General features: G+C 67.9%; 13 protein-coding genes. 5 read left to right on the forward strand and 8 right to left on the reverse strand.

Annotation, left to right across the window (positions count from 1 at the left end; genetic code table 11):
• Window positions 1-39: 39 nt before the first annotated feature.
• Genes DMP23_RS34830 through DMP23_RS34850 form a run of 5 tightly spaced genes read right to left on the reverse strand, consistent with a single transcriptional unit; the run spans window position 40 to window position 4,069 of the window.
• The gene (locus tag DMP23_RS34830; protein WP_337823587.1) at window positions 40-663 is read right to left on the reverse strand and encodes a DUF3558 domain-containing protein; all 624 of its coding nucleotides are present in this window, start codon (window positions 661-663) and stop codon (window positions 40-42) included.
• A 27-nt stretch (window positions 664-690) separates the two neighbouring features.
• On the reverse strand, window positions 691-1,440 hold the full coding sequence (locus DMP23_RS34835; protein ID WP_337823588.1) for an ESX secretion-associated protein EspG: 750 nt from the start codon (window positions 1,438-1,440) through the stop codon (window positions 691-693).
• A gap of 27 nt (window positions 1,441-1,467) precedes the next feature.
• A complete protein-coding gene (locus DMP23_RS34840; RefSeq protein ID WP_337823589.1) occupies window positions 1,468-2,697 on the reverse strand; it encodes a hypothetical protein in 1,230 nt (409 codons plus the stop codon).
• A 1-nt stretch (window position 2,698) separates the two neighbouring features.
• Window positions 2,699-3,307, reverse strand: a complete 609-nt coding sequence (locus DMP23_RS34845) for a DUF3558 domain-containing protein (protein WP_337823590.1) — start codon at window positions 3,305-3,307, stop codon at window positions 2,699-2,701.
• Entirely contained in the window at window positions 3,308-4,069 is a 762-nt protein-coding gene (locus DMP23_RS34850) for a hypothetical protein (RefSeq protein ID WP_337823591.1), read from the reverse strand. It lies immediately after the preceding gene.
• A 117-nt stretch (window positions 4,070-4,186) separates the two neighbouring features.
• On the opposite strand from DMP23_RS34850, the gene DMP23_RS34855 reads away from it, so the two are divergent.
• The gene (locus tag DMP23_RS34855; protein ID WP_337823592.1) at window positions 4,187-6,490 is read left to right on the forward strand and encodes an oxidoreductase; all 2,304 of its coding nucleotides are present in this window, start codon (window positions 4,187-4,189) and stop codon (window positions 6,488-6,490) included.
• A 17-nt stretch (window positions 6,491-6,507) separates the two neighbouring features.
• Complete coding sequence (locus tag DMP23_RS34860; RefSeq protein WP_336156890.1) at window positions 6,508-6,963, forward strand: SRPBCC family protein; 456 nt, start codon at window positions 6,508-6,510, stop codon at window positions 6,961-6,963.
• Window positions 6,964-6,966: 3 nt separating this feature from the next.
• On the opposite strand, the gene DMP23_RS34865 is transcribed toward DMP23_RS34860, so the two are convergent.
• A complete protein-coding gene (locus DMP23_RS34865) occupies window positions 6,967-7,539 on the reverse strand; it encodes a hypothetical protein (protein WP_043831743.1) in 573 nt (190 codons plus the stop codon).
• A gap of 169 nt (window positions 7,540-7,708) precedes the next feature.
• Between DMP23_RS34865 and DMP23_RS34870 the strand changes: the two genes are divergently transcribed.
• The 3 genes from DMP23_RS34870 to DMP23_RS34880 are packed head-to-tail and all read left to right on the forward strand — an operon-like array spanning window position 7,709 to window position 11,735.
• Complete coding sequence (locus tag DMP23_RS34870; RefSeq protein WP_134664419.1) at window positions 7,709-9,538, forward strand: thioredoxin-like domain-containing protein; 1,830 nt, start codon at window positions 7,709-7,711, stop codon at window positions 9,536-9,538.
• 1 nt (window position 9,539) lies between these two features.
• Window positions 9,540-9,872, forward strand: coding sequence for a GroES family chaperonin (locus DMP23_RS34875; protein WP_037808959.1), 333 nt, complete (start codon window positions 9,540-9,542; stop codon window positions 9,870-9,872).
• Window positions 9,873-9,896: 24 nt separating this feature from the next.
• Window positions 9,897-11,735 (forward strand): VanW family protein, encoded by a 1,839-nt coding sequence (locus DMP23_RS34880; RefSeq protein ID WP_337823593.1) that lies wholly within the window; start codon window positions 9,897-9,899, stop codon window positions 11,733-11,735.
• On the opposite strand, the gene DMP23_RS34885 is transcribed toward DMP23_RS34880, so the two are convergent.
• Window positions 11,725-12,066 carry an MmcQ/YjbR family DNA-binding protein gene (locus DMP23_RS34885; RefSeq protein WP_443111307.1) on the reverse strand — a complete coding sequence of 114 codons (342 nt, stop codon included), beginning with the start codon at window positions 12,064-12,066 and terminating at the stop codon, window positions 11,725-11,727. The two genes, DMP23_RS34880 and DMP23_RS34885, sit on opposite strands and share 11 nt — an antisense overlap.
• Window positions 12,067-12,149: 83 nt before the next feature.
• Complete coding sequence (locus DMP23_RS34890) at window positions 12,150-13,838, reverse strand: bifunctional metallophosphatase/5'-nucleotidase (RefSeq protein WP_337823595.1); 1,689 nt, start codon at window positions 13,836-13,838, stop codon at window positions 12,150-12,152.
• Window positions 13,839-13,993: the final 155 nt, after the last annotated feature.

The raw sequence follows: 13,993 nt of genomic DNA on the forward strand, positions 1-13,993 counted from the left end.
TTTGCGGAGGCCGCCCGGAGATTATCCGGGCGGCCTTTTTTATGAGCGGTGTGTGGACTTCAGGTGCTGGATGCCGAAGCTGGCGATCTTGACAGCGACACCGCACGGGTCGGAACGATGCGGATTTCCGGTGTCCAGCCGGGCAATCACGGTGTAGAGAAGATCGTCCCGGACTCCGGCTGCCAGTGTGCAGACGCCTTCTCCTTCCCCGCCTTGTGCGTAGGTGACAGCGGGGTATCCGTCAATCGGCGGCAGCGGGGTGAACGAAGTCAATGTGCCGTCTTCGCTGCTGGCGTACAGGCTGCTGAGCCCGTCCTTGTTGCCGGGGGTGAGACCAGCGTTGATGGTGCCGTACTCGCCGGCGTAGGTCCACACGCAGCTCTTCCCGCTCTGGTCGCCTTCCGGCGCGGCGTTGACGACCTTGGTCCCTAACGCTTCCACCTCTGCCGTGCTTACGGCACGGCAAGGGTCAGACTCAACCTCGGCAGTACTGGCAATGGGCGCAGGCACGGCTGGTGCACCGTGCGACGGCAGAGCATTCCGGGCGCTCGATAACGGCAGCGATGGGCTCGGCGGCGTGCTTGCCGAGCTGCATCCAGCCAACCCGACCGCCGCAAGCCCACCACATCGATGACTGCATGCCTGGAGAGCCGCATCATTCATCCTTAAGAAGTAGCGGTGACGGGCAGCTCACCGTCCAGAACGCAGCTCATTCTCCAACTGCTGCACCTTCTTAGCCATCTCCTGCGGCCCAGCCCCGGCCAAGCTGATCCATCCGGATTTGTCCACCCCGAACAGGATCCGCCCCTCCTCCATATCCGCCCACCCCGGCGGATTCTCGTTACGCCGCCGCTTCCCGCGACTGTCCCGGACCGCGACGTACAGCCGCCCAAAGTACGTGTGCGGCTTGTCAAGCCACTGCAATACCTGCTTGGCATCCCGAACACTCGGACTCGTCCGCCCAGACGGCTGGCTGCCGGTCTTGACCAAGTTGAGGTCCTCGTCGGAACAGTTAAGCGAAAGAACCCGCGCAGCCGGAGCCTCCGGCAGGAGCGCGATGAACTCCCGAACCAACGTATCCGCCGAACACGGCGCGATATACAACTTCTGGTTCACCGCAACAATAGTCGCCGCGTCCCGACCGCTCGCGGCGGCACGTACCGTCCGCTCGCCACGCTCCGATTTCACCCACGAGTAGTACTCGACACCCGGCCGCTGCAGCAGATGCATCGTCTCGACGAACTCGTCGCTGAGCCGTCCGCGCTGCATCAGACCGACGTTGTGCAGCTCGCGGTCAGTGTCAGCAGCCAGTTGCCGCCTTTCCTCCGGCGAGTACCACAGAGCGCCGCGGACGAGCGTCGGGTGGATGTCGCCGAGGTTCAGGCGTTCCAGCAGCACTTCGAAGGTTTGCAGGCTCAGCTCAACGGGCTTGCGCAGCACCGACTTTCCCTCCCCCTTGCCATTCCGCTAAGCCCCGATCACCGGCGGCGTAGGCCGATTGCCGTCGTAACCCCCGAAAATCGAATCCGGGTCTTCTTCGGCCAGCAGGATTTTGCGCTGGTGTTCCTCGTCCTCGGGGCCTTTGCCGCCCTTGCCGCCGCCACCCATGCCGCCCATCCCGGGCTGCCCTTTCGCTCCGGCCGCACCAGCACCGCCCGCACCAGGCCGGGCTGCACCCGCCCCCTCGCCAAGCGCCCCCGCACCGGTACCGCCTCCGAGACCCCGCGGCCCGGCGCTGCTACCCGCGCCACCGGAACCGGACCCACCGGGCCCGAAGCCACCACTGCCACTCCCGCCGGCAGTCGGCCCGAAGCCGCCGCCGAACCCGCTGACCGGACCGAAACCGCCGTTGAACCCGCCAGTCCCAGGATTCCCGCCACCCGGTGCCGACGACGGCGGTTGCCAAGTAGGAGGCGTGGACGGAGGCGGCGTGGGATCCGCCCAAGCCGCCCTGGTGCTGTCATTCGGCGGCGGTGTAACGGGCGGAGTCACGACCCCGCCGTGCCCGGGCGGCGGAGGCGCCTGCATGCCAGCCGCGCCGGGAGGAGCGGAGTAGGTGCTGGGCCCGCTGCTGTAGCCACCGCCGTAGTTGTGCGACGAACCACCACCGGACGAATGGTGGCCAATACCGGAGCCGATCCGCCCGGTCGCGGTTCCAGGCGTCGAGGGATCCGGGGTGATGCCGGTCGCCGACACATTCGGATCATGCGCGGCCGGATAATCCGGAGCCAACGTGCTCTTGCGTGGCTGCGTGCTCTGGTAATAAGGCTCGTACAGTTCGACGTTGAACTTGGTGTCCGAATCGAACTGCGCCGCGGCCTTCTCGTCGTCGCTGGCACCGATCGAGACGTAGTCAGACAGCTTCTGGTCGTCCGGCCGATCCTTGGCGACCTGCCGGGCATTTTGCTTGACGTACCTGAACGCGTCGGACTGTTCCTGCATGGAGCGGTGCGCCCGGTCCATGTTTTCCGCGGCGATCTGCGAACTCTGGATCAACGGCGTCAGCCCGGCGGCACCGGTCTCCGCGGCCTGTCCCTTCCAGAACGCGTTGAGCTTCGCCTGGCTCTCGGTCAGAGTCCGGACGACGTTCTCGTGGATGGTCTTGAGCCCGCTGGACGCGTCACGAGCACCGTCCAGAGTCGAAGTGTCGCCCGGTTCATGAGTCTTGGTGTAAATTTCCCATCCGCTGTAGGTCATGTCATTGACCCTTCAGATGCGTGATGGCGGCAGAGGCGATCTTGGTCGCCATGCCGCAGGAATCGCTGTAAACGGGACTATCGTGGCGAAGCTGAGCGATAACCGTGTACGTCACGTCGTCTCGGATGCCGACCGCGAGGTTGCAGGACCCCTCGGTTTCTCCGCCGTTGGCATAGACCACGGCGGGGTAGCCCAAGATCGGCGGCTGCGGTTTGAAAGTGGTGAGGCCGCCCCGGGAGTTCTGAATGTAGAGGGCGTTGACGCCTTGCTTGTTCGCGGTCACCACGCCGGCGCTGACGTTCCCGCCGCTGTTGTTGAAGACCCAGACGCAGGTATTGCCGAGGCTCGACCGCTCTGTCCGGGTTTCCTTTACCTTGCTGGCGGTGCCTTCTACGGTGGCGACGCTTACCGCGGAGCACGGGTCGGTCTCGGTTGCCGAGGTCTTGGCGATCGGCTGAGTGACCTTCGGAGCCATATTCTGTGAGGAAGCAGGAACTGAATCGGAAGACATCGCCGGTGCGGCGGTGCCGCCAGTCGACCCGCCGCATGCTGTGGCCGACGCGAGGGCGCCTGCGGTGATCAGCGCGGCTACGGAATTGCGGGGGCGCATTTAGTCAACCTTTCCAGCAGCACGGAGCTGGTCCTTGGCATTCTGGTCGTTGTTCTGGTAAGCGGTGCGGATTTGCTTCAAGGTATCCACGTACGCCGTAATGTAGCTGACCGCTCCCGTCAGGAAATTGTTGTACGCGATTCCCGGCTTGTTCGCCACATCGGCATAACCTTGGCTGCCGACCTCCGAACCCGGCGGCACGATCTGCGTGAGAAGCCTGGCTTGCTTGCTAGCCCGTTCGTGGTCGCCATCAAGGCTGTCTTCCAGGCTCTTGATGACCTCGTCGATCGCGGCCGGGTCGAATTCCCAGCCCTGGTTGCCGGACGCGGCGGCGAAGTCGGCCGAGGCCTGTTTCTTGCCCAGCGCCTCGTAGTCCGGCGGCGGAGGCGGCGGCGCGGCCGCGTTGGCTCCCGGGATAAACCCTGATCCGGGCGGAGGAGCGGTCGGGGCTGTCGAGATGATCTGGTTCTGGACGCCCTGCAGTCCGCTGTTCGTTCCGTCTGGCATGTCGTGCCTCCCCGCACGGGCCGCGGTTTCCTGGGTGCGGCCTACCCTCTGTTTCTGGTCAGCTTCGGGAAGTGACTCTAGCAGGCACGAACCGCTCAGGAAGGGGGTTCGGGCAAGATCGACCGATGCGGGCACCCGCTTGCCGAATAGGACCTCGACCTGGGCAATCATCCTGAGGGGCAGGAAAGAGCCCTCCTCCTGGCGGATGAGCCCGGCAGAGCGGACCACGCCGCAGTGGATCAATTCAGTAGTCATCCGCAAGCAGTCAGTGACCGTCAACAAGGACGACCGGGCACTACTCCGCCCGGCCCCTTGCCCATCCGCCGTTGATCCGATTCCCTGAGGGCCGACGATCGTGGGGAGAAGGGGCTCGTGCCGACCGATACGACCTTGCCGCCGCTTGATCCGTTTGCCGGGGTTCCCGACAAGCGGTACGAGGTGAAGGCCGCGGACCTGCTGAAACCTGGCAGCAGCGGCATCCTTCGCTGGAGACGGCAGGCCACCAACGCGCCGATCGTGCTGGTCGAGGACGCTTACCTCACCGGCACACTCGATCTTCGCGCCGCCGATCTCAACTTTCTCTTCCAATTCGAACGCTGCCGGTTCGAGCATCCGCCGGACGTGCGCGAGGCGACGCTTCTCGGGCTCGTTTTCCGGAAATGCTGGCTTCCTGGACTACGGGCGCGCAATTTGCGCAGCCGGAATGACGTGCGGCTCATTCGCAGCACCGTGGAAATCGCGGCGGACGAATTCGAGGTGGAGACGACCACCGTGCAGCGCGGGGACGATCGCGAGCGCGGGATGCCCAATGCCGCGGTCAATCTCACCGACGCGGTGATCGACGGGTCGGTCGTGCTCACCCGGACCACGATCAGCCATCCGCACGGCAAGGCGATCCAGGGCGACCGCCTGGTGATTACCGGGGCCCTGCTGGCTTATCGCATGGTCGCCAAGGGCGAGGTGCGGCTGCCGGGCATGCGGACCGGCGGTAACGTGAACTTTTCCGGGGCGACGTTCGACAATCCGGACGGCTTCGCGTTCAACGGGAACGGGCTGCACATCGGCGGCAGTCTGCTGTGCGAGGTCGACAATTACGGTCCGGCGAGTGAGCGGAAAAGGTTCTCCGCCAAGGGAGTCCTCTACCTGCCGAGCGCCACTGTGGACAGTGACATCGTCCTGCGCGAGGCGCGTCTTGAGGTCGACCAACGGGGTCCGATCGTTATGGACGCGTGGAAGTCCGGGGATCCGTACCTCGATCCGCGGCCGGCGTTGGTCGCGGATCGGCTGAAGGTCGACGGAAATCTCGAGTTGTCCGACGGGCTCCGGGCATTCGGCACCCTGCGGATGGTCAACGCGCGCATCGGCGGATCGCTCAGGCTCGCGGGCGCGGAGATCACCATGGTGCGCGGCCGTGCGACGCCGTACTACGACCGCGCGCTCCACCTCGACGGGTCCACCATCGGCGGTGACATCGAGGCGACCAATCTCCGCGTGCCGATCGGGCAGTTGCGGCTCGCGGACATCACGGTCGGCGGCAACTTCCTCGCCTGGAATTCGATGTTCCTGCACCCGGGACGAGATGCGTTTTCCGCGCGCAGGGCCAAAATCTCCGGGAATTTCCAGCTGACGGACGCCACCCTGAAGGGCACACTGCGGCTCCAGGGCGCGGAAATCGGCGGCAGCGTGAACATGTTCGGCACGTTGCTCACCGAGCCAGGGCAACGGAAATCGAGCAGTTTCTCCCTCGACATCCGTACCGCGCGGATCGGGCGCGACCTGGTGCTGACCGAGGACAAAGACCGTCCGTTCCTCGCTGAGGGTGGCGTGAACCTCGACGGCGCGCAGATCGCGCGAAGGCTCGACCTGAACGGTGCGAAGCTCGGATCCCTTGCCCCGCACGACATCGCGCTCGACGCCAGCGACGTCACCGCGGACGAATTCATTCTGTCTCCAGCCGAGCCGCCGACCGGTTCGGTGCGGTTGCGCAGGGCGCATTGCGGTGCGCTCGCCGACAACGAGGAGATCTGGAACGCCACCGACGGTCTTGAACTCGATGATTTCCGTTACGACGCCTTGAAACACGGCATCGCCCTCGATGACGACAAAGCGCTGGACCACCGGATCGAGTTGCTGCGCAAGGCAATGCGCGGCTACCGCCCCGGCCCCTACGACCAGCTCGCCGCGACCCTGCGCGCGGCCGGAAACGAAGAGCACGCCTCGACCGTCGCCCTGCGAAAGCAGCAGTTCCGCTACGAAGCGCTCGCCAAGGGCTTCAAGTTCTTCGGACCCGGCGTCCGCGCGTGGAGTTGGCTGCAACGGTCGATGGTCGGCTACGGCTTCCGTCCGGTGCGCGCGCTCGGCTGGCTGTTCACGCTGCTGGTGCTCGGCAGCCTGTGGTTCGGCCTCGGCAAGGACGACTGCGTCAACGACCACACCGGCCGCTACATGACCAGCGGCCCGCGCTGTCTGGTCAACCAGCAGGACTCCGGCCTGCAATGGAACCCGGTCATCTACACCGCCGACCTGCTGGTGCCGATCGTCGACTTCGGCAACAAGTCGCGCTGGTACATGCATGGTGCGGACAACTGGGTCGCGGCCGGGTTCACCGCGTCCGGCTGGATCCTCGCGACGACGGTCGCGGCGGGCGTCAGCCGGATGCTGCGGCGAGAGTCCTGATCGCATACTCTGGGTATGTGAGTCCTGATGCGACCGGTCAGATCGAGGTCAGCGCCGCTCCGGCGAAGGTGTACGCGCTGGTCAGCGACCCGGGCGCGCTCGCGGGGGCGGCCACCGAGTACTGCGGGCACCGCTGGCTCGGCGGCGCGACCGGCCCGGCCGTCGGCGCGAAATTCCGCGGCAGCAACCGGCGCGGGGTGCGCCGGTGGTCCACGACGGTCGTCATCACGGCCGCGGACGCGGGACGCCGGTTCGCCTTCGACGTCAAGCTCGGGCCGATCCCGGTCTCCCGCTGGGAGTACGTGATCGAACCCGCCGGCGACGGCTGCGTCGTCACCGAGAGCATGTGGGACCAGCGGCCCGGCTGGTTCACGCCGCTGACCGTGGTGGCCACCGGGGTCAAGGACCGTTCGGTGACCAACCGCGTCAACATCGAGGAGACGCTCGCGCGGCTCAAGAGCGCGGTCGAGTAGCGCTCACTCCACGAACCGGGACCAGAACTCCACGACCTTGACGTTCGCGGGTTCCTCCCCCAGCGGCTCCCCGCCGAACTCGTGCCGCAGGTAACTGCGCAGGTCCCAGCCGTAATAGACCACGTCGGTCTGGTACACCGAGAGCACCGGATACCCGGATTCTCCGGCCGTCGCGGGCAGATACCGATGCCCGCACACTGGCACGAGCTGCGGCACCGTCGCCAGGTGCCGTCGCGCGACCGCCAGCGCGTTGCACATCGACCGCGGCCGGGCGCCCCATTCGGGCAGCCACAGGTCGTTGTTCTCCACGTCGTACAGGACGCCGTCGACCGGCCAGTCCAGGCGTTTGCGCAGCTGGTCCGGGTCGCCGTGGCGCCAATCGGGCCAGCGGTCGCCCACTGGCACCCCGGCGGTGAGGAAAATCCGGTGGTCGTCGGAAAAGGTGAACCCGAACTGGTCCTCGACGTCGCTCAGTTCGGCGGGCGTGAGGCCAGGCCGCAAGGGCTCGCCGAGATTCTGCTGCAGGATGCGGGCCTCCTCCACGGTGAAGGCTTCGGCCGGCTGAACGTGTGTCATGCCCGAAGCGTACGTAGCGCCGGCCCGCGTCCGCGCGCCCTTTTTCGCCGGAATGAGCTCCCTCGCCGGGGTGAGGTTCTTCTCTCCAGCCGTGGTTGACGGAACACTGAGTGACCGGATGTAGTTCACTCCTCCCGTGACTTCCTCACCGCAAGCCCGGCAAGCCCGCGTGCGCGCGCCCGAGCTGACCGGCGACGTCTGGCTCAACACCGGCGGCCACCGGCTGACTCTGGCGCAACTGCGCGGACGCGTGGTGCTGCTGGACTTCTGGACCAGCGGCTGCATCAACTGCCTGCACGTACTGGACGAACTCCGTCCGCTGGAACAGGAATTCGCCGACGTCCTGGTCACCGTCGGGGTGCACTCGCCGAAGTTCAGCCGCGAGGGCGAGCGCACGTCGATCGAGGCCGCGGTGCGCCGGTACGAGGTGCACCATCCGGTGGTCAACGACCCGAAGATGGAGCTGTGGTCGCAGTACGCCGTACGGGCCTGGCCGACGCTGGTCGTCGTCGACCCCGAGGGCTACGTCGTGCACGTCGCGGCGGGCGAAGGCCACGGCGAGGCGCTACGCCGCGTGATCGCCGACCTCGTCGCCAAGCACGAAGCGAAGGGCACGCTCCGGCGCGGCGGGAGCCCGTACGTGCCGGTCGAGGAGCAGCGCACGGAACTGCGTTTCCCCAGCAAGGCCGTGGTCACCGCGGGCGGGCGGATTCTGGTCGCGGACACCGGGCATCACTCCATCGTCGAGTTCGCTTCGGACGGCGAGACCGTCATCCGCCGCTTCGGCAGCGGCGTGCGCGGGACGCAGGACGGGCCGTTCGACCTGGCCCAGTTCGCCGAACCGTCCGGAATCGCCTTGCTGCCCAACGAAGTCGCCGAGCGCGCCGGGTACCACGCGATCGTCGCCGACACCGCCGGACACCGTCTGCGCGGCCTCGACCTCAACACCGGCGAGGTGAAAACCGTTGCCGGAACCGGGAAACAGTGGCGCGACGGCACCGACACCGGCAAGGCGCTGGACATCGACCTCACCAGCCCGTGGGACGTCACGTGGTGGGCCCCGGCGGGCGGCGTGGTCGTCGCGATGGCCGGAAACCACACGCTGAGCGTCTTCGACCCGGTCTCCGGCGCCATCCGCCGGTTCGCCGGCACCACCGTCGAGGGCCTGCGCGACGGCGACGTGCACGAGGCGTTCTTCGCGCAGACCTCCGGATTCGCCGTGGACGGCCAGAAACTGTGGCTCGTCGACGCGGAAACCTCGGCCCTGCGCTGGATCGAACCGGCGGGCGAGTCGTTCGCCGTGCACACCGCGGTCGGCACGGACCTGTTCACCTTCGGCCACGCCGACGGCCCGTCCGACCAGGCGCTGCTGCAGCATCCGCTCGGCCTCGCCGTGCTGCCCGACGGCCGGGTCGCGATCGCCGACACCTACAACGGCGCGATCCGCCGCTACGACCCGTTCACCCGCGACGTCACGACGCTCGCGACCGGGTTCGCCGAACCGCAGGGCCTGGTGCGCCACGACGGCGAGCTGTACGTCGTGGAGTCGGCGGGCAACCGGGTTACCCCGCTCGGGGGCAATGGCCAGGCGACCGCCGTCGCCGGCACGCGGCAAGCCGTGCGGCGGCCGCCGACCGTGCTCGCTCCCGGCGAGATCGAGTTCTCCGTCGTCTTCACCCCGCCGCCGGGCGAGAAGCTGGACGAGCGTTACGGGCCTTCGACGCGGCTGGAGATCACCGCGTCGCCGCCGGAACTGCTCGCCGACGGGGCCGGGGTCGGAACTGATCTCGTTCGGCGGATCAAGTTCGCCGAAGGCGCGACCGAAGGTGTCTTGCAGGTAGTGGCGCAGGCCGCGAGCTGCGACGACGGCGGCGAGCACCCGGCGTGCCGGATCACCCGGCAGGACTGGGGCGTTCCGGTGCGGTTCGAGAACGGAGGGGGGAAGTCGCTGAGCCTGATGATGGCGGGCGAGCCCAAGGCTCCGGCAACCGGTCAGTAGCATGGCTGGCGTGCCGGACACGCCCAAGCTCGAGATCCAGATGCTGCACGACCGCGTCCTCGTGCGGTTGTCGCAGGAGGAAGGCGAGCGCCGCAGCAGCGGCGGCATCGTGATTCCCGCCACCGCGCAAGTCGCGCGCAGGCTGGTGTGGGGTGATGTACTGGGTGTCGGCAACAGCGTGCGGAACGTCAAGCAGGGAGACCGGGTTCTGTTCAACCCGGAGGACCAGCTCGAGGTCGAGATCCAGGGCGAAGGCCATCTGGTGATGCGCGAGCGCGACATCCACGCGGTGGCCACGGAGCGGACCGAACACGGCACGGGGCTTTACCTGTAGCTCCCGTACCAGGGGAGGCAGGCGTTGCGTGAAGAAGACCGTTCGTCGGCTTTCGCCGACGACCTGCTGAGCGACGAACTGCTGAACGACCCCGCCCTGGTCAGCGAAGCCGATCTGGCCACGGAGATCTTCGCGGTCGCCGACGCGCCCCCGCCGCCGGACACGCCGTTCCGCCGGTTCCGCAAACGCGTCGGCCGCACGTTCATGATCGTCGGCTGTCTGCTCGGATTGTTCGTGCTGCTCTACACCGTCGACCTGATGACCAGCGCCGGCGACGTGCCGCGCGGCGTGCAGGTGGCCGGGATCGACGTCGGCGGCCTGTCCTATGCCGAGGCGGAAGCCAAGCTGCACACCGAACTCCAGCCGCGGCTGACCCGTCCGGTGGCGGTGCACGCCGGGGACGTCACCGGGACGCTCGTCCCCGCGGATTCCGGGCTCGGCCTCGACTGGCCGGGCACGCTCGCCCAGGCCGGACACCAGCCGTGGAGCCCGCTCACCCGGCTGTTGTCGTTCTTCACCACCCGCGAGGTGGGCGTCGTGACGCGCAGCGACCAGCTGGAGGTGACCGACGCGGTCCAGCAGCTCGCCGAGAAACAGCTCAACCATCCGCTGGTCGAGGGCAGCATCGGGTTCACGCCGAAGGAAAACAACGGGGTCACCGCGTATGCGGTCGAGCCGCGCCAGGGCCAGGAGCTGTCCGACGTCCCGGCCGCGGTGCAAGCCGTGGTCGCGGACTGGCTTTCGCCGCGTGGCGTCACGGTGAAGATGGCGGTGACGCCGCCCCAAACCACCTCCGCTGACGTGCACCGGTTGCTGGACACCGTGGTCGCGCCCGCGGTCGCCGCGCCGGTCGTGCTGCACGGCGAGGGCAAGGACAGCACGCTGGAGCCGTCCGCGATCGCGTCGTCGTTCCAGTTCCAGCCCAACGGGGGCGGCGGTCTCGAACTGCGGATCGACCAGGAGAAGCTGCGCGCGGCCGTCCAGCCGGACCTGGCGTCCACCGAGGCGAACGGCAAGGACGCGCAGATCACTCTCGACTCCGGCGTCCCGGCCGTCACCCCGTCCGAGGACGGCCGAAAGATCAACTGGGCCAACACTTTCAAGACCCTCACCGCGGTGCTCGCCAAGCCGGCCGGCCGCGATCTGCCGGTCGCCTACGACCAGAAGCACCCGACGCTGACCACCGACGGCGCGAACGCGCTGGGCGTCAAGGAGGTCATCGGCGAGTACACGACCAGCGGGCTCAGCGGTCCGGCCGCGGACAACGTCGCCACGCTCGCCGGACGCATCAACGGCGTCCTCGTGAAGCCGGGAGAATCGTTCAGCCTCAACGACTATCGCGGCGGCGGGTACGCGTCCGCGCCGGTCGACGAGGACGGCACCGGACCGTCGGTGACCGGCGGCGGGCTGTCGCAGCTTTCGTCCACTTTGTACAACGCGGCTTACCTGGCCGGACTCGGCGACGGCGGCCACGCGGCGCACGACCACTTCATCGACCGCTATCCGGCGGGCCGCGACGCGGCGGCCGTGGACAGTTCCGGCAACGCCGTGGACCTCAAGCTGGCCAACAACGATCCGACCGGTTTCGTGATCCAGGCGAGCGCCAGCGGCGGTTCGGTGACGGTGAAGATCTGGGGCACCAAGCACTTCCGCGTCGAAGGCCGCAGCGGCGCGCCGTCGAACCAGGTGCCGCCGCCGGTGCAGCTGGGGCCCGGCCCGGACGGTCAGTGCCACGCGTCGCCGGGCGCGTCCGGGTTCACCGTCAGCGACACCCGGGTGTTCTACGACCTGGCCAGCGGCGGCGAGGTCCGCGAGGAAAGCCGCAGCACGACGTACTCGCCGCAGCCGATCGTCATTTGCTGAGCCGCGCCGGGGCCTTCGACCGCCAGGACTCGGTGAGCAGCTCGCGCAGCTGCTGCGGATCGCCGCGGTCGAGGTGCACGAGGATCGAGCCGTGCCCGTCGTAGTGCGGAGTGGTGAAGAAGGCCGGATCGCCGGACGCGAGCAGCGCGGCCTTCTCGTCGAGCCCGACGAACAGCACCAGCCCGCCTTCGGCCTCGGTGCGCAGCCGTGCGTAACCCTTGCCCGCCACCTTGAGCGCGGGCGTGCGGTACCAGGTCGCCACCTCGGTTTCCGGCAGCTCTTCCTGCGCCCACGCGGTCACGTCGTCCCAGGTCATCGTCATGCCCGCCATCGTGGCCCGGCAACGGCGAGTTGTCTTGGAGAAACGAGAGGAGCCCCCGCCCGGGTGGGCGAGGGCTCCTGGAGTGCCGCGGGTTACGGAGTCGCGGTGATCCGGTCCGCGGGCGGCGGAGCGATGCCCGGGTGCGCGCCGAGGTAGGCGATGAACGCGTCCAGGTCCACCGGTCCGCCCGCGAGGTCGGTGCCCTTGGTGAACTCGGTGAACCCGTCCCCGCCCGCGGCGAGGAAGTTGTTCACCGACACCCGGTACTTGGCCGCCGGGTCGACCGGCGTTCCGTTGACCGTGATGTTCGAGACCCGCGAGCCGACCGGAGCGGCCGCCGAATACGTGTAGTGCAGCGACTTCGAGATCTGGAGGATCTTGGTGCCGCCGGACTGGCCCCACTGCTGTTCCAGCACGTTCTTCAGGTTCGCGCCGGTGAGCGTGATCGTCTGCATGATGTTCGAGAACGGCTGCACGGTGAACGCCTCGCCGTAGGTGACGACGCCGTCGCCTTCGCCGGCCGACGACGACTTGTACGTCAGGTCGGCGCGGATGCCGCCTGGGTTCGTCATCGCGATCACGGCGTTGTTGGACTTGGTGCCTTCGAGCTGGGCGTCGGCGATCACGTCGCCGAGCGGCGATTCGCCGGACGGCCCGCCCGCCGCGGGCAGGTCCGCGGTGATGGTGCCGACCTGCTTGTTCGCGATCGGCGCGGCCTTCGTCTTGGCCTCGTCGACGAGCTTCGTCACGGCCGGGTCCGGCGTGACGTCGCGGGTGACGATCTCGTTGTGCGCCTTGGTCTGCGACCGGACCACGTCGCGCGTGCGGCGGTCGATCTTCAGGTCGACGACCGAAAGCAGCCTGCCGAACGACGCGCCCTGGATCACTGGACGCGGCTGGCCCGCCGGGTCGTTGATGACGCAGTTGTACTGCTGGTGGCTGTGCGCGGTGAAGATCGCGTCGACCTTCGGCGTCACGTTCTTCGCGATGGCCGAGGCGTCGCCGTCCGGCTGCACCTTGCAGTCGTTCGGGCCAGCGCCCGGCAGCGCCTCGTCGCCCTGGTGCAGCAGCACGACCTGGGCTTTCACGCCGAGCCGGTCGAGGATGTTCGCGGTGCGGTTGATCGCCTCGACCTCGTCGCCGAACTTGAGGCCCTTGATGGCTTCCGGCGTCACGACCGACGGCAGGTCCTTGAGCGTCGCGCCGATGACGCCGACCGGGACGCCGCCGGAGTACTGGATGCTGAACGGCAGCAGCGCGGGCAGCCCGTTGTCGAAGTACACATTGGACCCGAGCAGCGGGAAGCGCGCGCCGTCGTAGGTCTTGCGGAACTGGCAGCCGTCGGTCTTGTTGCAGCCGCCGAACTGCATGCGCAGCAGTTCCTGGTAGCCCTCGTCGAACTCGTGGTTGCCCACCACGGACGCCTTCACGCCGAGTTCGTTGAGGAAGTCCATGGTCGGTTCGTCGTGGAACAGCGCCGAGATCACCGGCGACGCGCCGATGTTGTCGCCCGAGGACAGCACCATCGAATTGCGCACCTGCGCCTCGAGCTGCTTGACGTGCGTCGAGAGGTAGGCCGCGCCGCCCGCGTCCACCTTGCTCCCGTCCGGAAGCATGATCTTCCCGCTCGACCCGGACGGCGGTTCGAGGTTCCCGTGCAGGTCGTTGAACGCGATGATCCGGACGTCGGCGGTCTGCGCGGCCTCGGCGGGCGCGCTCGTGACGGCCACGGTGGCCAGTGCGGCCGCGGCGGTGGCCGCGAGCCGGGTGAAGAGCTTCATGTTTCCTCCGGTGTTCGCGCCCGCCTGACCCCTGATGCGGACGCCCGGCGAAGCAGTCTGCCCAAATCGGACGGTCCTGACCAGGGCGGAACGGCCGGTACCGGGTGAAAGTTTCGGTAACGTTCGCCCGCGCCGCGCCGATCAGTGCGTTGGGT

Origin of the sequence: Amycolatopsis sp. A1MSW2902 (assembly GCF_017312175.1) — a bacterium.
GTDB classification, from domain to species: Bacteria; Actinomycetota; Actinomycetes; order Mycobacteriales; family Pseudonocardiaceae; genus Amycolatopsis; species Amycolatopsis nivea.